General features: G+C 64.0%; 19 protein-coding genes, 1 tRNA gene and 1 CRISPR repeat array. Of the genes, 8 read left to right on the top strand and 12 right to left on the bottom strand.

Annotation, left to right across the window (positions count from 1 at the left end):
- The first annotated feature begins 21 nt into the window (after window positions 1-21).
- From ACTG4K_RS07975 to ACTG4K_RS07985, 3 genes are read left to right on the top strand one after another with little or no spacing between them, the layout of a single operon-like run.
- On the top strand, window positions 22-588 hold the full coding sequence (locus ACTG4K_RS07975; protein WP_439113666.1) for a lipocalin family protein: 567 nt from the start codon (window positions 22-24) through the stop codon (window positions 586-588).
- A 12-nt stretch (window positions 589-600) separates the two neighbouring features.
- Complete coding sequence (locus ACTG4K_RS07980; RefSeq protein ID WP_439113667.1) at window positions 601-2,130, top strand: FAD-binding domain-containing protein; 1,530 nt, start codon at window positions 601-603, stop codon at window positions 2,128-2,130.
- Between the two features lie 58 nt (window positions 2,131-2,188).
- Window positions 2,189-2,782, top strand: coding sequence for a carboxymuconolactone decarboxylase family protein (locus ACTG4K_RS07985; RefSeq protein WP_439113668.1), 594 nt, complete (start codon window positions 2,189-2,191; stop codon window positions 2,780-2,782).
- Window positions 2,783-2,795: 13 nt separating this feature from the next.
- Here ACTG4K_RS07985 and ACTG4K_RS07990 read toward each other — a convergent pair whose 3' ends face one another.
- From ACTG4K_RS07990 to ACTG4K_RS08000, 3 genes are all read right to left on the bottom strand, one after another.
- Entirely contained in the window at window positions 2,796-3,356 is a 561-nt protein-coding gene (locus ACTG4K_RS07990; RefSeq protein WP_439113669.1) for a YaeQ family protein, read from the bottom strand.
- Window positions 3,357-3,439: 83 nt separating this feature from the next.
- A tRNA-Met gene (locus ACTG4K_RS07995) sits at window positions 3,440-3,516 on the bottom strand.
- Between the two features lie 78 nt (window positions 3,517-3,594).
- The gene (locus tag ACTG4K_RS08000) at window positions 3,595-4,383 is read right to left on the bottom strand and encodes an enoyl-CoA hydratase (protein ID WP_439113670.1); all 789 of its coding nucleotides are present in this window, start codon (window positions 4,381-4,383) and stop codon (window positions 3,595-3,597) included.
- Between the two features lie 186 nt (window positions 4,384-4,569).
- Between ACTG4K_RS08000 and ACTG4K_RS08005 the strand changes: the two genes are divergently transcribed.
- From ACTG4K_RS08005 to ACTG4K_RS08020, 4 genes are all read left to right on the top strand, one after another.
- Entirely contained in the window at window positions 4,570-5,376 is an 807-nt protein-coding gene (locus ACTG4K_RS08005) for an enoyl-CoA hydratase-related protein (protein WP_439113671.1), read from the top strand.
- A 1-nt stretch (window position 5,377) separates the two neighbouring features.
- Window positions 5,378-5,818, top strand: coding sequence for a hydroxyphenylacetyl-CoA thioesterase PaaI (gene paaI, locus ACTG4K_RS08010; protein WP_439113672.1), 441 nt, complete (start codon window positions 5,378-5,380; stop codon window positions 5,816-5,818).
- Window positions 5,815-7,110, top strand: coding sequence for a phenylacetate--CoA ligase PaaK (gene paaK / locus ACTG4K_RS08015; RefSeq protein ID WP_439113673.1), 1,296 nt, complete (start codon window positions 5,815-5,817; stop codon window positions 7,108-7,110). Before paaI ends, paaK begins: the two co-directional genes overlap by 4 nt.
- A 408-nt stretch (window positions 7,111-7,518) precedes the next feature.
- A complete protein-coding gene (locus ACTG4K_RS08020; protein ID WP_439113674.1) occupies window positions 7,519-8,958 on the top strand; it encodes an aldehyde dehydrogenase family protein in 1,440 nt (479 codons plus the stop codon).
- A gap of 74 nt (window positions 8,959-9,032) precedes the next feature.
- Here the strand turns inward: ACTG4K_RS08020 and ACTG4K_RS08025 are convergent, their stop codons facing one another.
- The 4 genes from ACTG4K_RS08025 to ACTG4K_RS08040 are packed head-to-tail and all read right to left on the bottom strand — an operon-like array spanning window position 9,033 to window position 13,362.
- On the bottom strand, window positions 9,033-10,907 hold the full coding sequence (locus ACTG4K_RS08025; protein WP_439113675.1) for a M61 family metallopeptidase: 1,875 nt from the start codon (window positions 10,905-10,907) through the stop codon (window positions 9,033-9,035).
- Complete coding sequence (locus tag ACTG4K_RS08030; RefSeq protein WP_439113676.1) at window positions 10,904-11,395, bottom strand: DUF3429 domain-containing protein; 492 nt, start codon at window positions 11,393-11,395, stop codon at window positions 10,904-10,906. The genes ACTG4K_RS08025 and ACTG4K_RS08030 overlap by 4 nt, the downstream gene beginning before the upstream one ends.
- A gap of 31 nt (window positions 11,396-11,426) precedes the next feature.
- Window positions 11,427-12,140, bottom strand: coding sequence for a DsbC family protein (locus tag ACTG4K_RS08035; RefSeq protein WP_439113677.1), 714 nt, complete (start codon window positions 12,138-12,140; stop codon window positions 11,427-11,429).
- A gap of 46 nt (window positions 12,141-12,186) precedes the next feature.
- On the bottom strand, window positions 12,187-13,362 hold the full coding sequence (locus ACTG4K_RS08040) for an FAD-dependent monooxygenase (RefSeq protein WP_439113678.1): 1,176 nt from the start codon (window positions 13,360-13,362) through the stop codon (window positions 12,187-12,189).
- 112 nt (window positions 13,363-13,474) lie between these two features.
- Here ACTG4K_RS08040 and ACTG4K_RS08045 point away from each other — a divergent pair, with 112 nt between their 5' ends.
- Window positions 13,475-14,365 (top strand): MOSC domain-containing protein, encoded by an 891-nt coding sequence (locus ACTG4K_RS08045; RefSeq protein WP_439113679.1) that lies wholly within the window; start codon window positions 13,475-13,477, stop codon window positions 14,363-14,365.
- Window positions 14,366-14,570: 205 nt separating this feature from the next.
- Window positions 14,571-15,464: a CRISPR direct-repeat array (repeat unit 36 nt; unit sequence GTTCCGGCCAGAGCTCATATCCCAATCGTCTAGACT).
- 70 nt (window positions 15,465-15,534) lie between these two features.
- Here the strand turns inward: ACTG4K_RS08045 and cas2 are convergent.
- The 5 genes from cas2 to ACTG4K_RS08070 all read right to left on the bottom strand — a co-directional run bounded on the left by cas2 (window position 15,535) and on the right by ACTG4K_RS08070 (window position 22,212).
- Entirely contained in the window at window positions 15,535-15,861 is a 327-nt protein-coding gene (cas2, locus tag ACTG4K_RS08050) for a CRISPR-associated endonuclease Cas2 (RefSeq protein ID WP_439113680.1), read from the bottom strand.
- Between the two features lie 18 nt (window positions 15,862-15,879).
- Window positions 15,880-16,809, bottom strand: coding sequence for a type II CRISPR-associated endonuclease Cas1 (gene cas1, locus ACTG4K_RS08055; RefSeq protein ID WP_439113681.1), 930 nt, complete (start codon window positions 16,807-16,809; stop codon window positions 15,880-15,882).
- Window positions 16,810-16,814: 5 nt separating this feature from the next.
- Window positions 16,815-19,895 carry a type II CRISPR RNA-guided endonuclease Cas9 gene (gene cas9, locus ACTG4K_RS08060; protein WP_439113682.1) on the bottom strand — a complete coding sequence of 1,027 codons (3,081 nt, stop codon included), beginning with the start codon at window positions 19,893-19,895 and terminating at the stop codon, window positions 16,815-16,817.
- 194 nt (window positions 19,896-20,089) lie between these two features.
- Window positions 20,090-21,091, bottom strand: a complete 1,002-nt coding sequence (locus tag ACTG4K_RS08065; protein WP_439113683.1) for an XdhC family protein — start codon at window positions 21,089-21,091, stop codon at window positions 20,090-20,092.
- Window positions 21,088-22,212, bottom strand: a complete 1,125-nt coding sequence (locus ACTG4K_RS08070; protein WP_439113684.1) for a hypothetical protein — start codon at window positions 22,210-22,212, stop codon at window positions 21,088-21,090. Before ACTG4K_RS08070 ends, ACTG4K_RS08065 begins: the two co-directional genes overlap by 4 nt.
- Between the last annotated feature and the right edge of the window lie 43 nt (window positions 22,213-22,255).

Consider the following 22,255-nt stretch of genomic DNA (forward strand, 5'->3'; position numbering starts at 1 on the left):
TGGTTTTTCAGGAGTTCTCACATGTTTCGTCTTGCAATGTCCCGTTGTTCGCGTCGTCTGGGGTTGGCCGTGCTGTCGCTTGGGCTGTTGCTGGGGCTGGGCGCCTGTGCCACCGCGCCGCCGCCTGGCGTGGCCGTGGTCAGCCCGTTTGACGCTGCGCGCTACATGGGTCAGTGGTTTGAAATCGCTCGGCTGGACCACCGTTTTGAGCGCGGCCTGAGCCAGGTCAGCGCCACGTACGCGCTGCAGCCTGACGGTAGCGTGTCGGTGACCAACCGGGGTTACAACGCCGCCCAAGGTGCGTGGAGCGAGGCGGTGGGCCGGGCCGTGTTCACGGGCGACCGCAACACCGGTTCGCTCAAGGTGTCGTTCTTTGGGCCGTTTTACGGCGGTTACCACGTCATCGCGCTTGACCCGGACTACCGCTGGGCCATGGTGATCGGGCCCGACACCGGCTACCTGTGGATTTTGGCGCGTGACAAGACGCTGCCCGCCGATGTGCGCGCTCAGCTGCTGGAGCAAGCCGCTCGCGTGGGTGTGGACACCCGGGCGCTGATCTGGGTGGACCACGGCGCCAAAGGCGGCTGACCGCGCACCGCCATGGCTTACAGTGTGGTCTGGTTCAAGCGCGACCTGCGCGTGCACGACCACGCCGCGCTGCAGCAGGCCGCCGCGCGCGGGCCGGTGCTGTGCCTGTATGTGGTGGAGCCGAGCCTGTGGGCCGAGCCCGACGCCGCCACACAGCACCTGCATTTTTTGCGCGAGAGCCTGCTGGACTTGCATGCCGATCTGAAAGCCCTGGGCGCACGGCTGCATGTGGTGACGGGCGAGGTCACCGATGTGTTGTCGCGCCTGATGGCGCTGGCGCCGTTTGATGCCCTTTACGCCCACGAAGAAACCGGCAACGCCGCCACCTACAGGCGTGACCAGGCGGTGGGCCGCTGGTGCCGAGCCCAGGGTGTGGCGTGGGTTGAGACGCCGCAGTTTGGCGTGGTGCGCCGCTTGCCCAGCCGCCAGCGCTGGCAAAGCCAGTGGGCCGCGCACACCCGCGCGCCCATGCTGCCCACGCCCGAAGCGCTGCAGCCCGTGCCGCTGCCCTGGCGCGAACCCGCCATGCCCCGCGCCGACCAGTTGGGTTTGCCGGGCGCCGACCCGCCCCACCGCCAGCGCGGCGGGCGGGCTGAAGCGCAGGCCGTGCTGCACGCCTTTTTGGGTGAGCGCAGCGCCCAGTACCGGGGCGGCATTTCGTCGCCGCTGCGGGCGCCCAGCGCCTGCTCGCGCTTGTCGCCGTACCTGGCGCTGGGCTGCCTGAGCCTGCGCGAGGTGGTGCAAGCCACCCAGCACCAGCTGGCCCAGCTGCCCCCCGAAGCCGCCCGCCAGCGCCAGGGTCTGAGCGCCTTCATGAGCCGCCTGGTGTGGCATTGCCACTTCATTCAAAAACTGGAAGACGAACCCGAGCTGGAATGGCGCAACCTGCACCGGGGCTACGACGGCCTGCGCGACGAAGCCGCCCACCCCGAGCATCTGGACGCCCTGATGCAAGGCCGCACCGGCTGGCCCATGGTGGACGCCTGTGTGGCCATGCTGCGCGAAACCGGCTGGCTCAACTTCCGCATGCGCGCCATGCTGGTGTCGGTGGCGGCCTACCCGCTGTGGCTGCACTGGCGCCCGGTGGGCTTGTGGCTGGCGCGCCAGTTTCTCGACTACGAACCCGGCATCCACTGGAGCCAGCTGCAGATGCAAAGCGGCACCACCGGCATCAACACCACCCGGGTTTACAACCCGCTCAAACAGGCGCGCGACCACGACCCCCACGGCCACTTTGTGCGCCACTGGCTGCCGGCCATGCGCCGCGTGCCCGACGCCTGGCTGTTTGAGCCCTGGCGCATGCCGCCCGACGTGCAGGCGCGCTGTGGTGTGCAGGTGGGGGTGGACATTGCCATGCCGCTGGTGGAGCTGGAGGCCGCCACCCGCGAAGCCAAGGCCCGGCTGCATGCGCGCCGCGCCCAGCCCGAGGTGCGGGCGGCCAAAGCCGCGATTGTGGAAAAGCACGGCTCACGAAAACGCAGCGCCCCAGCGCGTGCCCGGTCTGGCCCACCGGACAACCCAGGCCAAGCTTCGTTGTTTTGAAAACGCGGGCACGCCGGCGCGCGACAATCCGGCCAACTTGCCACAAACCGGAGACACCATGGCCCGCCTGCAACCCCTGCCGCCAAGCACCACGCCCGAGCTCAAACCCCATTTCGACTTTTTTCTGGGCACGCTTGGTTTCACGCCAAACAGCGTGCTCACCATGCAGCGCAAGCCCAAGCTGGCCCAGGCGCTGGCGGTGATGAACGCCGCCGTGATGGACCCCGACGGCGAGGTGGACCTGGGCTTTCGCCGCCTGGTTGGGCATGTGGTGAGCAAGGTCTCGGGCTGCCTGTATTGCCAGGCGCACACGCTGCTGGGAGCCAAAAATTTCGGCGTCAGCGACGCCAAGCTGGCCGACGTGTGGACCTATGCCAGCAGCCCGCACTACAGCGCCAAAGAGCGCCTGGCGCTGGACTTTGCCCTGGCCGCGTCCTCACAGCCCAACGCCGTGACCGACGCCCAGTTTGTCGAGCTGCAACAGCACTGGAACGACGGCGAAATTGTGGAGTTGCTGGGCGTGGTGGCCATGTTCGCGTTTCTCAACCGCTGGAACGACACCATGGCCACGCCGCTGGAAGCGGTGCCCACCGCACTGGCCCAGGATGCGCTGGGCGCTCAGGGCTGGAACGCCGGCAAACACGGCGCATAGCGCCCAACGCGGCTTATTTCCAGCGAACTGGCTCAATGTGCACGCTGCCCAGCGTGCTGGAGAGGGTGAGCGCGCCTTCTTGCACGGTGGCCTGCAGCTGCATGCTGCGCTCGGCCATACCCGCCAGCGCGGGCGCCACCTCGGTGGGCAGGCGCCACACCTGCAGCCGGTCCAGGCGTGTGAGCTTGCTTTCCATGCTGCGCCACCACACGTCGGCCGCCGAGCCAAAGGCGTAAAGCACCACGGCGTCGGCCTTGCTGCAGGCTTTGGCCAGGGGTTTGTCTTCGGGCTGACCGACCTCGATCCACAGGCGTTTGCGCCCGGTGTAGTCGGTGAGCGAGACGTCCGGGTCGTCCGGGTCGGACAGCCCGGCGCCAAACGCCAGTGTGCCGTCGCCGCGGCAGGTGTCTTGCAGTGCGTGCGCATGCAGCGCCAGCGCCACCAGGCGCACCATCATGCGTTCGTCGTTTTCGCTCGGGTGGCGAGCCAGCGTGAGCGCGTGGTCAGCGTAATAACCGTGGTCGATGTCTGCAATCTGCAGATTCGCCTTGAAGATGGTGGATTTGATGGCCATGCGGCTGGATGAGAAGCGAGAGGCAACAACGAAAGCAAAAAACAAAAAAGCGGACCCTGTTGCCAGAGTCCGCTTTTTAATTTTGGTGGCGATAGGTGGACTTGAACCACCGACATCAGCATTATGAATGCTGCGCTCTAACCAACTGAGCTATATCGCCGAAGCAGGCAGAATTATAGCGACTTTTTTGCCCGATTTTTCAGGCAGCATTGTGCTGTGTCGGGCCACGGCATAGGGCTCAGGCGTGTTTGAACGCCGGCTTTCGCTTGTTCACGAAGGCGTCCATGCCTTCCTTCTGGTCTTCGGTGGCAAACAGACCGTGGAACAGCCGGCGTTCAAACATCACGCCATCGGCCAGGCCGCTTTCAAAAGCGCGGTTCACGCATTCTTTGGCCGCCATCACGCTGGGCAGCGAAAACTCGCAAATCATGAGCGCCGCACCCAGGGCCTCGTCCATCAGCTTGTCCAGTGGCACCACGCGGCTCACCAGCCCGGCGCGTTCGGCCTCTGTGGCGTCCACCATGCGGCCGGTCAGAGCCATGTCCATTGCCTTGGACTTGCCCACCGCGCGCGGCAGGCGCTGCGTGCCGCCGGCGCCGGGAATGATGCCGAGTTTGATCTCGGGCTGGCCGAACTTGGCGTTGTCGGCGGCGATGATGAAGTCGCACATCATGGCCAGCTCGCAGCCGCCGCCCAGGGCAAAGCCGCTCACGGCCGCAATCACCGGCTTGCGGATGCCGCGAATGGTTTCCCAGTTGCGGGTGATGTAGTCGCCCTTGTACACATCGGCAAAGGTGTAGGTGGCCATGGCGCCAATGTCGGCGCCGGCTGCGAACGCCTTTTCACTGCCGGTGACGATCATGCAGCCAATGCTGTCGTCCAGATCAAACGCTTTCAGCGCCGCGCCCAGTTCGTTCATCAGCTGATCGTTGAGCGCGTTGAGCTGCTTGGGCCGGTTCAGGGTGACGATGCCGACGCGGCCTTCCGTGCGCACCTGGATCAGTTCGGGGGTGGTGGTTTCGCTCATGGATGTCCTTTGATGGGTGGTGCTGTGGTTGACGTACACGTCAACTATAGCCGGACCGAGAGGTCTGGGTGGTCGTGGCCAACCAAGGGAAAACATTAACCGACTCATCGGTCGGTTAATGGTAAATTGGCAAAAAACCAACCACCACCAGTGCCGCACCACGGCGGCCCGAGGAGACCCCCACCCATGAATGCCCCCGCCGCAGGCGCTACCGTGCTCTATGAAACGCGTGGGGCCGTGGCCCTGCTCACCCTGAACCGCCCCGAAGCCCTGAACAGCTTCACGCGCCAGATGCACCGCGATCTGTGGGCCGCGCTGGACCGCGCCGAGGCCGACAAAACCATCCGCGCGCTGGTGCTCACGGGCGCGGGGCGTGGCTTTTGCGCCGGGGCCGATCTGGCCGAATTCGACTTCGAGCCCGGCCCCGACCTGGTGCAGCGCGCCGACCCCGGTCCGGTGATCGACCAGGCCTTCAACCCCACGGCGCGGCGCATCCAGTCGCTGCGCATGCCGGTGGTGGCGGCCGTGAACGGCGTGGCCGCAGGCGCCGGTGCCTCGCTGGCCATGACGTGCGACATCGCCATCGCCGCCCCAGGCGCCAGCTTCATTCAGGCGTTCAGCAAGATCGGCCTCATTCCCGACGCGGGCGGCAGCTGGTTTCTGGTGGAGCGGTTGGGCCTGGCGCGCGCCATGGCGCTGGCCATGACGGGCGACAAGCTGCCCGCCGCGCAAGCCAAAGAATGGGGAATGATCTGGGACGTGCAAGACGACCCACTGGCGGCTGCTTTGGCCATGGCCGAGAAACTGGCCACCCTGCCCACGCAGGCGCTGGTGGCCACCCGCGCTTTGCTGCGCGACGCGGGAACGCGCACGCTCAACGAGCAACTGGACGTGGAGCGCGACACGCAGTCGGCGCTGGGCCGCACGCACGACTACATCGAAGGCGTGATGGCCTTCCGGCAGAAGCGCCCGGCGCACTTCAAGGGGGAATGAGATGACGCCGCAAGAACGGGCCGTGAAGGTCGGTGAAGCCATGTTTGCGGCCGATGTGGCGGCCCGCGAAACCATGGGCATTGAAATCGTGAGCGTAGCGCCCGGGCGCGCCGTGCTGCGCATGGTGGTGAAGCCACTGCACCTGAACGGCCACAAAATTTGCCACGGTGGCTTCATCTTCACCCTGGCCGACACCACCTTTGCCTACGCCTGCAACAGCTACAACAAGAACGCGGTGGCCGCAGGCTGCAGCATCGAATTTCTCAAGCCTGGGCAGGACGGCGATGTGCTGACCTGCGAAGGCGTGGAGCAGGTGCTGCAGGGCCGCCATGGCATTTACGACATGAAGGTCAGCAACCAGAAGGGCGAAGTGATCGCGATGTTCCGTGGCAAGAGCGCGGTGATCCCTGGCCAAGTTTTTCCTGAAGAGGTGCCCGCATGAGCCACTTGCCACTCGAGCCCATTGAAAAAGCCAGTATCGACGAACTGCGTGGCCTGCAGCTCAAACGGCTGCAAGCCACGCTGCGCCACGCCTACCAAAACTCGCCGGTGTACCGCGCCAAGTTTGACGCCGCTGGTGTGCACCCGGACGACTGCCGCAGCCTGGCCGATCTGGGCAAATTTCCGTTCACCACGAAGCACGACCTGCGCGATAGCTACCCGTTTGGCATGTTTGCGGTGCCACGTGAGCAGTGCGCGCGCATCCATGCGTCCAGCGGCACCACCGGCAAGCCCACCGTGGTGGGCTACACGCTCAAAGACATCGACACCTGGGCCACCGTGGTGGCGCGTTCCATCCGCGCGGGCGGCGCCCGGCCGGGTGACATGGTGCACGTGAGCTATGGCTACGGCCTGTTCACCGGCGGCCTGGGTGCGCACTACGGCGCAGAAAAACTTGGCCTCACGGTGGTGCCGTTCGGTGGCGGTCAGACCGAGCGCCAGGTGCAGCTGATGCAGGACTTCAAGCCCACCATCATCATGGTGACGCCGAGTTACATGCTGGCCATTGCCGACGAGTTCGAGCGCCTGGGCCTGGACCCGCGCCAGAGCAGTCTGCGCCTGGGCATTTTCGGCGCGGAGCCCTGGACCAACGACATGCGCCTGGCCATCGAGCAGCGCATGGGCATGGACGCGGTGGACATTTACGGTCTGTCCGAGGTGATGGGCCCCGGCGTGGCCAGTGAATGCGTGGAAACCAAAGACGGTCCCACCATCTGGGAAGACCACTTTTACCCCGAAATCATCAACCCCGAAACCGGGGAACCGGTGGCCGACGGTGAAATGGGTGAGCTGGTGTTCACCAGCCTGACCAAAGAAGCGCTGCCCATCATCCGCTACCGCACGCGCGACCTGACCCGCCTGCTGCCCGGCACGGCGCGCACCATGCGCCGCATGGAAAAGATCACCGGCCGCAGCGACGACATGATGATCGTGCGCGGTGTGAACGTGTTCCCGACCCAGATTGAAGAACTCATTTTGAAGCGCCCCGAGCTGAGCGCGCACTACCAGTGTGTGCTGAGCCGCGAAGGCCCCATGGACAACCTCACCGTGGTGGTGGAAACGCGCCCCGGTTTGGCGCCCGAGAGCATTGAAGCGCGGGCTGCCGCCAAGCTGCTGCAACACGAGGTGAAGGTGTTTGTGGGCAGCAGCGTAGAAGTGACGCTCAAGCCAGAAGGGGGCGTGGAACGCAGCCAGGGCAAGGCCAAGCGCGTGGTGGACTTGCGCCCGCGCTGAACCGACCATTTTTCGCCAAGGGTTTGTCCCCGCCAAGGTGGCGCATCGGGTGCCCCAGGAGCCTGCGCGGCAGAAGCGCACTGGCTGCAACGGATGGAAAAAAGTCCCACTTCGCCCCGGTTTTTCCGGCTGTGGCAAGGGCCAACGTCCTCAAAAGCAGGGCCCGATGGAACGCTTTTCCCACCCGGTTCGCTCGCATGCCTTCTGCCGCGCAGGCTCCAAGGGCCTTCTGAGCGACCCTGCTGCGCGCGATCGGCTGGTGTTGTGCTTGAATGCCCGTGAAGCCGTTCTCGCCCCTGACACAGGGCACGTTCAACGCAGGGAGGTTGGCGCGTCCAGAGTGTTTTTGAGGGCAGGGTTTCGGCCCCAGGCTTTTTGTCGACCCACACCCTACCCACAAGGCGAACCATGTCCAACGTTGCATCAACCTCTCAGGCGACCACGTCAACGATTCACCGCATTTTTGACGGCCAGGCGGCCACGGCCTTGCATTTGCGGGTTTCCAGCGCTGAGGAAAGAGTTGCAAAAATCAGGCGGTTGCGTGACGCGGTATTGGCGCATACCGAGGCCCTGTACGCAGCCGCCTACGCCGATTTCAAAAAACCCAAAGGCGAGGTGGATCTGGCGGAAATTTTGCCAGTCTGTGCTGAAGCCAACGATGCCATGGCGCACCTGAAGAAATGGATGAAGCCCACAAGCGTGTGGCCCACCCTGCTCACGGCAGGCACGAGCGCGCAGGTGCAATACATGCCACGGGGCCGCTGCCTCATTATTTCGCCCTGGAACTACCCGGTGAACCTCACCTTTGGGCCGTTGATTTCAGCCATCGCAGCGGGCAACACGGCCATCATCAAGCCGTCCGAGATGACGCCTCATTTGTCGGCGCTGATGTCAAAAATTGTGCGCGAAACATTTCCTGCAAACGAGGTTGCCCTGGTTGAGGGCGAAGCGGACGTGGCGCAAGCGTTGTTGAACCTGCCGTTTGATCACATCTTCTTCACCGGTAGCCCCGCCATTGGCAAGGTGGTGATGGCCGCTGCTGCGAAACATTTGACCAGCGTGACACTGGAGCTGGGCGGCAAGAGCCCAACCGTGGTCGACGCCAGCGCCAACATCCCTCAGGCTGCGCAAAACATCATGTGGGCCAAGTTGGCCAACGCGGGCCAGACCTGCATTGCGCCCGATCATGTCTATGTGCATGAACGTGTGAAGGACGAGTGGGTCAACAGTTGCCGCGCGATACTTGAAAAAGCCTATGGAAAGACCTTTGAGGAGCAGCAGAAAAGCCCGCACCTTGCGCACATGGTCAACGCCCGCCATACCGCCCGCGTCAAGGGGCTGATGGACGAAGCCGTGGCACTGGGCGCCCGTGTGCTGGCTGGTGGCGGTGTGGCCGAAGCCGACTGTTTTGTGGCGCCCACGTTGCTCGAAAACATTCCCGAGCATGCGCGCATCATGCAAGAAGAAATCTTCGGCCCGCTGTTGCCCGTGGTGGTGTTCACGAACATCGATGACGTGATCGCCAAGATCAACGCGGGGCCCCATCCGTTGGCTCTGTACATCTACAGCACCACCGGTGAAAACATTCAACGCGTGCTGCAGCAGACGGCATCGGGTGGCGCTTGCGTGAACCATGCGCTGGTGCATTTTTTGCACGGCCGGCTGCCTTTTGGCGGTGTCAAAAACTCTGGCTTGGGCCATGCGCACGGGCATTTTGGTTTCAAGGCGTTCAGCCATGAAAAAGCGGTGGTTCGCGCGCGGTCTTCGTTGGCCACGCGGTGGTTCTCTGCGGGTGAAGTACCGCCGTTCGTGCGCCGGTTTTTGGCGTCTGCCTTCAAGTGGATTTGAACAAGAAGCGGCAGGTTAGGCCGTTGTCCGCATTCATTCACCCGCCCGTGAAAGCCAAACCAAAAATTGGCGCATCAGGCTTGGCTGTATGGCCGAGCGACAGGACCGGGTGAGCCCAGCCAGTTTCCCAGTCTGGGCGCGTCGGCCACGGTCAGGCGCACGGTTTGGTTTTCGGTGGGCCAGTTCAGCGTGCAGCGCAGCAGGCGTTTGTCGCGCGCCACCAGGACCACCAGCTGGGTGCGCTGTCCGCGCAGCATCAGCAGTTCGTCGAGCTTGTGGATGCGCCAGGCCTCAGCGGGTGCACCGCGTTTGGCGGCAGGCATTTCCACCCCCAGCCATTCGTCGCCCGCGGCCAGGCCGGCCGCTTCTGCGGCCCCGCCGCGCAGCACGGTTTTGATGGTGAGGCCGCTCGACTCGCTCACGCGCAAGCCCAGTTGCTGGGCCAGCGGTGCTTTGTCGTGGTGCAGCTTGGCGCCCTGGTTTTGCAGCAGGTCGCTGGTGGGCAGGTCGTCGGCGCTGTGTACCCACTGGGCCAGCTCGGCGTCAAACGGGCGCTTGCCCAGCTTTTTCAGCGCGCGCAGCAGGTCGGCCTCGCGCATGGGGCCACCCTTGCAGCGCTGCCACAGTTCGCGCATCACCGCGTCCAGCGTGGTGTGGCCTTCGGTGCGCAAGGTCAGGTCCAGGCACAGGGCCACCAGCGAGCCCTTGGTGTAGTAGCTTACCGTGGCGTTGGGCGTGTTTTCGTTGATGCGGTAGTACTTCACCCAGGCGTCAAAACTGGCCTGCGCCACGCTTTGCAGGTGGCGCCCGGGCGTCTGCAGCACTTGGTTGATGGTTTTGGCCAGCAATTGCAGGTAGGTGGCGTCGTCAATGAGGCCCGCACGGCGCAGCAGCAGGTCGTCGTAGTAGCTGGTGAAGCCTTCAAAAAACCACAGCAGTTCGGTGTAGTTTTCTTGGGTGTAGTCGTAGCGCGCGAACTCGGCCGGGCGCAAGCGTTTCACGTTCCAGGTGTGAAAGTACTCGTGGCTGATCAGTCCGAGTAGGGTGGTGTAGCCGTCGGTGGCTTTGAGTGCAGCGGGTTTGGCGGTTGATGTGTTCAGGCGCGGCAGGTCGGCGCGCTGGCAAATGAGCGCGGTGGAATTGCGGTGTTCCAAGCCGCCGTAGCCATCGGCGCTGGCGTGCATCATGAACACATAACGCTCAAAAGGCGGCGCTTCATCGCCGTGCCAAAACGCGATTTGTTCTTCGCAAATGCGGCGGGTGTCGTCCAGCAGGCGCTCGCCGTCGAACCAGGCGCCCGCGCCGCTGACCACGAAGCGGTGCGGCACGCCGCCTGCGGTGAAGCTGCCGCTCCAGAAACGGCCCATTTCGACCGGGCAGTCCGCCAGCTCGTCGTAGTGTTGGGCACGGTAGTGGCCAAAGCCGTCGCTGTCCACGCTGTGGGGCGTCAGGCCGGTGGCCACTTGCCAGCCTGCGGTGGCCGGGTTGGACACGAGTTCCAGCGCGTGCGGCTGGTGTTCTTGGCCGAGCACCTGCAGGCACAGGCTGGTGGGGTTGAAAAAACCGCGTGTGGTGTCCAGAAAAGCGGTGCGCACCGAGGCATCGAGTGCGTACACGGCGTACTGCAACTCCAGCGGCTGGCCGGGCAGCGCAGCGGCTTGCCAGCGGTGTTTGTCGAGCTGCTTGAGTGCCACCGGCTGGCCGCCCTGAGTGGCGCTCAGGCCTTGCAGGTGTTGAGAAAACTCGCGCACCAGGTAGCTGCCGGGAATCCACACCGGCAGGCTCACGCGCTGGTTTTTGGCGGGCTGATCAATGCGCAGCGTGACGGCAAACAGGTGGGCCTGTGCGCTGTGTACCGATACGGCGTAGTGCAGCCCTGCTGGCGCGGGAACGCTGCGGCTGGGGCGGCGGGCGGTTGCCTTGGCGCTGGCGGTGCGAGCGGTGCTCATAGGGCGCCTGCGCCCACAAAGCAGCTTAGTGCGGCCACAGTGGACAGGCGAAAGCGCAGCGTGAGCCAGTGTTGCAGGCCGGCGTGCACATAGAGCGTGCGGTCGGCCAGGTAACACAGCACCAACACAAAACCGAGCCAGGCCAGGCCGGCAAACGGCGGCATGAGCAGCCCCGGCCAGGCCAGCAGAGACGGCACCACGCCCCAGAGCAGGTGGTTGCGCTGGGCGTGGTGGGGTGCTTCACCGTGTGCTGCGCCGTGGCGGGCGGCCAGCCAGGCAATGCCCCAGTGCACACCGCCCATGAACGACGCGATGAGTGCCGCGTAACCGGCCAGCGCAATGGCCACCCAGGCTTGCAGTTCGGTGTTCACCAGCCAGAGCAGGGCGGCCAGCAGCACAAAGGGAATGAGCCCGGCGTGCCCCAGGGTGCGGGCCAGGGCGGTGTCGTTGGGGTCGTGCAGCACGGGTTGGGCGGTGGCGGCGGTCATGGGGGGTACTTGGGCTCGGTTGCGCGGTGCTTCAGGGCTTGGCTTCGGTCAGGAATTTTTCGATGCGGGCCGCGTCAATGGCGCCGGGCACGCGCGAGCCGTCGGCAAAGATGATGGTGGGTGTGCCGGTGATGCGGGCCTTTTTGCCAAATTCGACGTTGCGGGCCACTGCAGCGGCGTCGCAGCTGGCGGCCGGGGGCGTCACGTCGCGCACCATCCAGTCGAGGAAGGCTTTGCCTTTGTCTTTGGCGCACCAGATGTTGCGCGACTTTTCACCCGAGTCGGCGCTGAGGATGGGGTAGAGGAACACGTGCACCGTCACGTTGTCGATCTTCACCAGATCGCGTTCAAAGCGCTTGCAGTAGCCGCAGTTGGGGTCTTCAAACACGGCCATCTTGCGCTTGCCGTTGCCCCGCACGATGGTGAAGGCGTCTTTGAGCGGCAGGTCTTTGTAGGCAATGGCGGTGAGCTTTTCCAGCCGCTGTTCGGTCAGGTCAACCCGTGCCTTGGTATCGATCATCGAGCCTTGGATCAGGAAGTTGCCCTGCTCGTCGGTGTAGAAAATCTCGCTGTGGTTGACGCGCACCTCGTACAGGCCGGGCATCGGCGTCTTGGTCACTTCGTCAATCTTCGGTAGGTTGGGCAGGCGCTCAGCCAGGTTTTTGCGAATGGCAGCTTCCTGGGCGATGGCGCCCATGGACAGGGTGGCCAGCAGGGTGAGCAAGAGGAGTTTGATGGGTTTCATGGCGGTGCCCGGGTAGTGGCCAGTAAGAGGAATTAAAAAAACGGTGTCAGCCGCTGATGCCGGAAGCCTGTCGGGCGATCCAGGACTTGAGCGCACCGCTGCGTTCAAACCCCTTCATGCCCCAATTGCGCAAAGCTTGAATGCGGCTGTCAGCGTGGGAAAACAGGCCAAACAGCCCGTCGGTCACCCAGCCCATGGCGGCCACGTCGGCTTGCCGCGCGCGCTCGTAGCGCCGCAGCAGCTTCAGGTCGCCCAGCTCGCGCCAGTATTCGCGCGCGTGCAGCACCCGCGCCAGCTCGGCCACATCGGCCAGGCCCACGTTGAGTCCCTGCCCGGCCAGCGGGTGCATGGCATGGGCTGCGTCACCCGCCAGGGCCACACCGCCACCGCCCAGTTCAGGGCGCATGCGGGCGATCCAGCGGCGCGCGCGAGACAGCTCCAGCGGCCAGGCCTGCGCCGGGCCTTGCAGTTGCATGGCCCCCAGCACCGAAGCGCAACGCGTTTGCACCGCTTCGGCCAGGGCCTCGGCGGGTGCGTCCAGCCAGGCCTCGGCCTGCTGCGTGGGGAGTGACCACACCAGCGCCACAGAGTTCCCTTGGGCGCCGCCCAGGGGCAGCAGCGCCATGATCTCGCCGTTTTGAAACCACTGCCGCGCCACGCCGCCGTGCGGTTGCGCGCAGGTCAGCCGGGCGGCCAGCGCTTTGTGCGGGTAGGGGCGCACATCAAATTCCAGCCCCAGTTCGTCGCGGGTGCGGCTGCGCTTGCCTTCGCACACCACCGTCAGCGCGGCAGGCGGTGCTTCGGTAAAGCGTTCAATGCCGCTTTGAAAACCCACCGCGTCGGCCAGGCGGCGCTCCAGCGCCGGCACGTCCACGATCCAGGTCAGCGCGTCAGCCCCCAGGCCGCCGGCTGAAAACTGCACCTCGCCACCGTCGTCGCCCCACACCTGCATGGCGCTCACCGGGGTGGTGGCGGGTGCATCGGTGCTGGCCGCCGCAGCGTCGGGCCAGGCCCTCACCGACTGCAGCAGATCGCGCGACGCGGCGTTCAGCGCATAGGCGCGCACGTCGGTGCCGCTGGCCTGGGGCACCGGGCTGACCAGCGCCACACGCAGGCGCTCGCGCGCCAGCAGCAAGGCCAGGGTCTGGCCCACCACGCCGCCACCGCGGATGGTGACGTCAAAACGGCGGCGGGCTGAAGAACCGGAAGGGGATGAAGACATGGGCTGATTTTAGGAGCAGGGCACAATCCGGGGTTTTGCCCATTTCGACGACCCCACGGCACCCACTGCGCAGCCGTGCGGCGTGCCCGCCGACCGTTTGTCCGGAGTCACCATGAGCCCATCCCCAGCCCCTCAAGACGTGCAAGCCACCATCGACCAGCTCTGGGTGTACCCGGTCAAATCGTGCGCAGGCGTGGCCTTGCCCGAAGCGGAACTGACCCCCACCGGCCTGGCCTACGACCGCACCTGGATGGTGGTCGACAGCGAGGGCGAGTTCGTCACCCAGCGCGAGCTGCCTCGCATGGCGCTGATCCAGCCCGCTTTCAAAATGGGCCAGTTGGTGCTGCGCGCCCCCGGCATGCTGGCGCTGCATCTGGCGCTGGACGCGGCCGAGGCACCGCTGCGCGTGCGCGTGTGGGACGACACGGTGGACGCCTACGACATGGGCGACGTGGCCGCGCAATGGTTCAGCGACTTTTTGGGGCCCGACGCCCCCGCCGACCTGAAGCGCTTGCGTCTGGCCCGCTTTGACCCCGACGTGCGCCGCCCCTGCAGCCCGAAATGGACCGGCGGGCGCGAAGCCCACACCCAGTTTGCCGACGGTTTTGGCCTGCTGGTGGCCAGCACCGCGTCGCTCGACGAACTCAATGCGCGCCTGGCTGCCGGCGCCCACGCGCCGGTGAGCATGCAGCGCTTTCGCCCCAACATCGTCTTGGCCGGTGTGGAAGCGCACGACGAAGACCGCCTGGGGCCAATGCACATCGCCACGCCCGAAGGCGAGGCCGTGGTTGAAACCGTGAAACCCTGCGCGCGCTGCCCCATACCCAACATCGACCCCGCCACTGCCGCATCGTCATCCGAAGTGGGCGACACCCTGCAGGGCTACCGGCAAGACGCCCGGCTGAACGGCGCTGTCACCTTCGGCATGAACGCCATCGTGCTGCAAGGCGACGGCCTGGTGCTGCGCGTGGGGCAGGCGGTGCGGGCGGATTGGGTGTTTTGATCCCATTAACCAGCATCACGAAAACCACATTGTTTGAGCGTATTGGGTCGCAAAAAATCGTTTGCGATATTGATGCAATCAAGCGGCCGATCTGATCTTGCTTTCGATTTTGATAAACAGTCGCGCGGCGCGCGCGGGGCAGACCGCCAGGGCGGGCGTAATGCCAGCGTAGCGATGCATTGCGCCCGCCCTGGCGGTCTGCCCTGTTCCGGCCAGAGCTCATATCCCAATCGTCTAGACTCCATTGCTGCAAAGTACCGCCCCAAATGGTGTTCCGGCCAGAGCTCATATCCCAATCGTCTAGACTTGGAGGGGGGTCCAGCAGCATGGCCGAGATGTTCCGGCCAGAGCTCATATCCCAATCGTCTAGACTGCGCGGGCGAGGTTGCCCAACAGTTCGATAGTTCCGGCCAGAGCTCATATCCCAATCGTCTAGACTCCTCGACCACGTCGGAGCGGTGGCCATGCAGTTCCGGCCAGAGCTCATATCCCAATCGTCTAGACTATACAATGGCGGCGCCATCAGCGTATTCGAGTTCCGGCCAGAGCTCATATCCCAATCGTCTAGACTGGTACGGGGTCACTCCTTTGTCATTGCGTGGTTCCGGCCAGAGCTCATATCCCAATCGTCTAGACTTCGTGGCGTCGTGTGTCTTTGCGCTCCTGAGTTCCGGCCAGAGCTCATATCCCAATCGTCTAGACTATCAAGTCGTTTGAGGCCGTCGATGTGGTGGTTCCGGCCAGAGCTCATATCCCAATCGTCTAGACTCACGCCCGGTATCGGGTCGAAGGCCATGTAGTTCCGGCCAGAGCTCATATCCCAATCGTCTAGACTTCGCCTGTAAGGAGGGCGCCCCATGTCCTAGTTCCGGCCAGAGCTCATATCCCAATCGTCTAGACTCGGAGCGCTGCAGGCTGTCCACAGCAAACAGTTCCGGCCAGAGCTCATATCCCAATCGTCTAGACTGGTAGTCGCATCCATTGCTACAGGTGCCGTGTTCCGGCCAGAGCTCATATCCCAATCGTCTAGACTCGAAACGCCGCTGCTCAACCAGCGCCCGGCGTTCCGGCCAGAGCTCATATCCCAATCGTCTAGACTAGAGCTTCGATAACCCCTTGATTCGTCAAGGGGTTTTTCGTTTCTAGGCGTTGTAAAACCATCGCTAAAGTCAGAAAAGGTCGAACTGGTCGGGTGCTTTTTTCGCAGGTTGCTTGGCCTGGCCGTGGAAGCTGACGATGCGTTCGTACTGTTTGTCGGTGAACTGCAGGATGTTGACTTTACCGCCTTCGGGAAGCGCCGCCTCCACCCTTTTGCAGTAGGTGTCTACCTGAGCTGGGCTGGTGCAGAACCGCATGTACACGCTGAACTGGCTCATGTCGAAACCCAGGTCCAGCAGGCTGTTTCGGAAATCTGTGGCAGCCTTGCGCTCGGCCTTTTCCACCACCGGCAGGTCAAACATCACCACCATCCACATCAGCCGGTACCCCGTGAGCATGGTGTGTGCCCCATCGCGTCATTCGTCGCGCAAGGCGGCTGCCAGCGCCAGCGGCAGCCCGGGCAATGGCAGGTCGAGTTTCTCGCGCTGTCCTATGTAAACCTGTGCCAAAGAGGTGGCCAGATTCTGCACGCACACCATGACGGGCGTCGCCCCGGCATCGCTTTGCATGTCGTCATACAGCGTGCGCACCATCGCCCGCTTGGTGTCGGGGTTCACGTGGTCTTCGTTGTTGCGTTTGAGCTGCCAGACCTTGAGGTCTATGACGGGTCTAAACGGCTCCATAACATCGTCCACCAAGCGCATCGCGTTGTTGTCGTGGCTGTGGTGCAGGCCAATGCTCGGGTGTAGGCCGGCGGCGACAATGGCGCGGGCGGTGGCCGCGCGCAAAACGGTGTAGCCGTAGTTCAGCAAGGCATTGGTGCCGGGAGCGTTCTGGTCGCGGCGAAATTCGGTGCCGAACAGCAGGGTCCAGTAACGCCTTGCACCCTGGGCCTCCAGGTTTTCGGGATCGCCACTTTTGACTTTGGACGCCAAGGCCGTGAGCGGCGCCGTTGGCGCGCCCGCGGCTTCGAGCGCAGCGGCCTGTTGTTCGAGTTTGGACCTGACGATAGCCGCCCACAAGCGTTTGTGGGTGGGCTGGCTGGCCGCGATTTGCGCCTCGATGCGGTGCGATTGTTCGAAGTTGCCCTCTATGGGAAGCAACATGCCCACCGCGTTGTGGTTGGCTGCGCACAGCACAAACGGCGCGCCGCGCTCGGCCAGCGCCACCAGCAGGTTGTTGGTGTAACTCAGGCCATGCGCGTTGGCAATGACGGCGGCAATGTCGTCCAGCGGCACCTGGCCCAGTTCCTTGCGCTCACCCTCAGTGCCTTGCACCACCATGAAACCCCGGTGCATGAACAGGTGGCGTCGGTCGTCGGCCACCTCAACGATGCGGCCGATCATCTGGATTACTCCTTGAAACCGGGGTCGCAGAGCTCCCCTATCGGAGTAACTGATATGCGACGGGTTTGTGCTTTTTGAAAGGAGCCTGCCATCTTTGAAACGTATTGAAAATGGTCGCTTTTATCTCGGTTTCGTGCGTCAACGTTTGCTTCGTTGTGTGGCGCCATGAAGACCTGCCCGTTACCCGCTATCTTTGCCACTCGCAGTGTCTTCGGCTCGTCGTCGAGCACAAGCCTGACGATATCGTCGTTGATCAACCGCATCACCAACGGCTTCCCGCTCAGGCTCAACGACGGATGACGCAAGCGTGCCAACCCGTGTTGTCGCACCAACTGATAAGCCTCAAACGTCGAAATAACCTCGCCTTCCCATTTCCCCTTCTCATTCCGAACGATCTCGATGCAGTAGTTGCTATCGCCTTTGTAGCCTTTGTAAGGGCGCGGCGAGCCGTCTGGAAGCGCGCCGTGTCGGGCAGTGGCTTTCGCATTGGTGAACTCGATCACTTTGAGCGCAGCCGTTTCCTTTTGGCGCACACCATCCACGGTTTTTCGCACACTCACCATGCCGTTGCCCAGAAGGGCGTAGGCCGTGTCGTTGTGCATGGCGCCTTCGTACCCATGGTCCGGCTTGTGGCTGACCCAGATGGCATCTATCGCGCGTTTTACGGACCGCAGGTAATGTTTTTCCTCGTTGTTTCCCCACGGTGGTGGCATGTCCTCGACCAAGCGATTGAGTTGCTTTTCGCGGGTGCTGGCGCTGGCTTGTGCAAAGCGCTGCAACATCCCCTGATCGGTCACTGCGATCACGCAGGCGTCCACCGCATGGTGGCGGTGGTCGTTGCGGTTCTTTTCGCCGTCCAGTCCCAGGATTTTATTCAGCCCAAACTTGGCGCGCAGCATGGCCGTCATTTGGCCCGGTATGACGCGCGTGGCCTGCGGACAGATGAGGCTCAGGTATTCGCGCGCCACGCGGCTCAGGTGGCGGGTGTCGTTGAGAGCTCGTGCCAGAAAGTCCTTGTCTTCCTTGAGCCACTTCTGGTAGCCCTCTTCGCCGAACCGATAGCGCTTGTTTTTCGGCATCTGTTCAGCGCGGTTCAGCATGGCGGCCACGGGCCAGCCCTGGGCCTCGAAATCGTCGCGAGCCTCCCAGGGCGTGCGGTTGCCTTTGATCCGGTTGGCTTGGCGCATAGCGACCGTCTTGTTGTTCAGGCTGTCATCCAGGGTTTTGGAGAATGGCAGGATGTGTTCAATCTCCACCTGATCGCTGAGCACCATGTGCGCGCTGATTTGTACGCCGCTGTACGGACAGCGTCGGTCAGCCGGGTCGAAGCTCAACTCTTCCCAGAGGATGAGTTTCTGTAGGTCGGCGTGGCGCACCCGCTCGGGCACCGTCTGCAAGATGGCTGCTGCTTCCGCGCGAAGGCGTTCGTTGCGGCGCTGATTCTTGGCTTGGCGCTCGTTGTCTTCCTTGCGCTGTTCCTGGCTCTGTTTTAGGTCTCGCGCTACCTCCACGATCACCTCAGATGGGTGGCCATAGCGCTTGATCAGCGCGTTGACCACCACGCGGACTTGGTTCAAGCCAATGTGGACCGTGGGATTTGCAATCTTGCCGAAGCGTTTTTCAGGCGTGTCGCTGAGCTTGCCCGATCCAAAACCGACATGGCGCTGAAGGTATTCGCCGTAATAGGGCAGGGATGGCAAGATTTCGCCGGTAGCGGCGTGGCTGATGTGGCTGTGGTGGTCGAACCCCGCTGCCAGCACGGCCTTGTCGTAGGTGATCACGTCGCGCCGCAGTTCGGGAAGAATGCGCGTCAGCGCTTGGGCGCTCAAACTTCCGTAGCCCTCGGGCAAAGCAGCGGTGGCAATGGCTTCCGCTCGCGGCTCTTCAACAGCGGTTGTCTCCATCAGCCACCGAACCAAGCGGGTTTCGTTTTCTTCCGAAACCAGTTGGGCGGCGATGGCATCTTGCTGCTCGGGCGAAAAACTAAACCATGCCTCGCCAAAGTGCTCTTTCCTGCTCAATATGGCACTAGTGGTATTGCCTTTCAGTTCCTGCCGTTTGGCGTCTTCGAGGCTGAATTGAACGGCGCCACCCAGGCCTAAAAGTTTCTTGATTTGGGTAAAGCTGCGCTTACCGTTGCGCTCAAGCGCGTCCACCAGGCTGTTGCGCTGTTCCAGCGTCAAAGGTTGTTCCTTCAAGCTCTGTTGGAGCACATACAGGTGGTTGACTTCTTGGTAAATGCGAAAGCGCTGTTGGCTGGGCAAGGCCAGCGGGGCGCGCGCTTCGTCGGGCAACAAGGTGCAACGGCCCGGTTTGACCGGTGTGAGTGGGCGTTGAAAAAGCAGGCAATCCTTTAACTCCGCCAGAGCCCGCTCGTTGAACAGATGTGGGTTGAGGTTGGCCTGTTTAGCCCACAGCGCATCAAACTCGGCTTCGATCATGGCGCGGTCGATATAGAGGTCGTAACTCTTATCGATGCGGGTCTTGCCGTCCTCTTTTTCAACCCGCTGTTGGCGGTAGCGGGCGCGCACCGTCTGCCCGGCCAGATCGCGGCGGTGCAAAAACTCGCCCACGGTTCGCGGCTTTCCGTCGGCGCCCGAGGTGTCGATAGCCGCATGAAGCTGCTTGATGGCTGTTTTCAGCGCTCCGCTGTCGTTGTCTTTCTTGTCGGTCTTGCGGTTGCTCTTGAAACCGCGCCGCTGGTTAATGTGGAAGAGGGCGCGGGCGAATTCTTCTGGCTTGAGCGCTTCGTCCAGCCCTTTGGCGCGCAGGCTGTAAGGATTGATCGTTTCCAGCGCCTTGCGCGCCGCGTCGTCGGCGGGAAAGAAGCCATGTTCAATCAGTGTGCGCATCATGCGCGCCTTGCGCTTGAGCAGGCGGTCGCGGCGGCGGCGCATGGCGCGGGCTTCGCGGCGGGTGACGGCCAGCGACGAGCCGTCTTTGGGGTTGCGGCCGTCGCTGAAGATGCGGCTACCTGCCTTGATGACCGCAATTGGCCCACCGTCGCCGTTCAAACGGACCATGGCCCAGCCTAAAGATGTGCTTCCCAAATCCAGTGCGAGCCGATAGCGCATACGCATTGACATTTTTTGTACTCCCTTGAATTGGAAATACGTTTGTAACATATTGTGATAACATTTAGGTGTTACACGATTGGGATATGAGCTCTGGACGCTAACAAGCTGAAAGATGCACCAAATGGAAGGGCCGCTATATGCGGCCCTTCGTCTTTGTTCGTTTTGCTAACGTCACCATGTCAAGCACATGGCTACGCCCATCTTCAGCAGGTCTTGCAAACCGTTTTCGATCCCTCCCAGTTGCTCAGCGCTCCGCTCAGGTCCATACCGCGGCGCAGAGCGGTCATTTCGGCCACGATGCTTAGGGCAATTTCGGGGGGTGTCAGGGCGCCCAGATTCAGGCCCACGGGGCCGTGCAGGCGGGCGGCTTCGTCGGGGCTCACGTCGAATTCGAGCAGGCGTTCGCGGCGCTTGGCGTTGTTTTGTTGCGAGCCTAGTGCACCCACATAAAACGCGGGCGTGCGCAGCGCTTCCATCAAGGCCAGATCGTCCAGCTTGGGGTCGTGGGTGACGGCCACCACCGCGCTGTTGTGGTCCAGGTTCATGGCCAGCACCAGGTCGTCGGGCATTACGGTGGACAGCGTCACGCCGGCCATGGTGTCCCAGCCGCCGTGGTATTCCTCGCGCGGCTCGCACACGGTCACCAGGTAGTCGAGCATCACGGCCATGCTGGCCAGGTAGCGCGAGAGTTGGCCACCGCCAATGATCAGCAGGCGCAGGCGTGGCCCGTGCACGGTGCTCAGGGTGGTGCCGTCCAGCGCCACGCGGTCGCCTTCGGTGGCAGGGGTCAGGCGCACCAGGCCGGTTTGCATGTCCAGGCGGCGCTGCACGCGTTGGTGGCCTTCAATGGCTACCAGCAGTTCGCGCAGTTGTGACTGCGGCCCCAGCGGCTCCAGCACGATCTGCACCGTGCCCCCGCAGGGCAGGCCAAAGCGGCGCACCTCTTCGGCGGTTTCGCCGTAGGTGGTGATCTCGGGTTTGCGCAGCGCCAGCTCGCCCCGGCCCACGCAAGCGATCAGGTCGTCTTCAATGCAGCCGCCCGACACCGAACCAGCCACCTGGCCGTCGTCGCGAATCACCATGAGCGAGCCGGGCGGGCGCGGCGCCGAGCCCCAGGTGCGCACCACCGTGCCCAGCACCACGCGGTGGCCGCGCCCCTGCCAGTCGAGGGCGGTGCGAATCACATCAATGTCCATGCTGTTCATGCGGGGTCTCTCTGGGTGGAAGGTGTAGAAAAAAGCGGGGTGTGGCCCGCGCGCCAGGCGCGAACCGCCTGGTGCAGCAAGGCCACCAGGGCGCACGCGCCCAGCAGGCCATAAGCCGCTTGCAAGGCTTGCGGGCCCAGCGTGGGGCTGAACCAGCCCACGGCCAGCAGCAGTGCGGGGCCACCCAGGGGTGCACAGTGGCGTGCCAGGGCAGAGGCAGAGCACGATGGGGGGTGTGTTGGTGTCGTTGCAGTAAACCGCCCGCCACGCAGTGCCCAGGCCAGCGCCAGCAGGCCCATGCCGGTGAAGCCGTGGGCCGGGCCATTGCCCCACAGCAACACGACCGTGCCAAGCAGCACCAGGGAGAGCGGCAGGGTTTGGGCCGCTGCGGGTGGTCGCTGGCGGGGCAGCGCCCGCAGCCGGGCCAGCCCAGGCAGCGCGGCCATGAGCAGCACATGCAGCGCCACCACGGTGCTGGCTGGCAGGGCGGCCGTGGCGCACCAGGCGCTGGCCAGCCAGAGCGTGCCCATCATGAGGCCCATGGCGGTCTGGGGCAGCAGGGCGGCGGCCGTTTGCGGCGCGGGGTGGTCAACACTGTGGGCGCTGGAAACCCCCAGTTGCAGCGCGGCAACGAACAGCAGCACGCAGGCAGCGGCCGTGCCCGGCGCGGGTTGCAGGCCCAGTGTGGCCAACAGACCGGGTGCGCCCATGGCCAGCCCAGTGAGTCCTGCACCCAGCAGCGGTGGCCACCCAGCCCAGTGGCCCGGGCAACGGGCGTGACCACTCGATGCCCCCAGCGCGGCAGACCACAAGGCCCACACGCAGGCCAGCGCCAGCAGCAGGGCGTGCGCGGTGGTGCTGGCCGCCAAACCCGCCACACCCAGCGCGCCGCCCGCCGTGATGGCGCCCAGCAATACCGGGGCGTGTGGCGGCAAGTGCCTGATGAAGCGGCTTTGCGCGAACACCAGCCGCAACGCCCACCACAGGGCCACCGCCAGCACGCCGCTGGCCACCGACCAGCCCAGCCGCTGGCCCTGCAGGCCCAGCCACACCCAGCCTATGAGCAGCACGGTCCAGCGCGCCAACGCTTGGGCCAGGTAGGGTGCGCTGGACCGGGCCATGTCAGTTTTTCAGGGCGCCGCAGCGCCATGCGCCAGGCGTGAA

The sequence above is a fragment of the Hydrogenophaga sp. genome, from assembly GCF_965657535.1.
In the GTDB taxonomy this organism is placed as follows: domain Bacteria; phylum Pseudomonadota; class Gammaproteobacteria; order Burkholderiales; family Burkholderiaceae_C; genus Hydrogenophaga.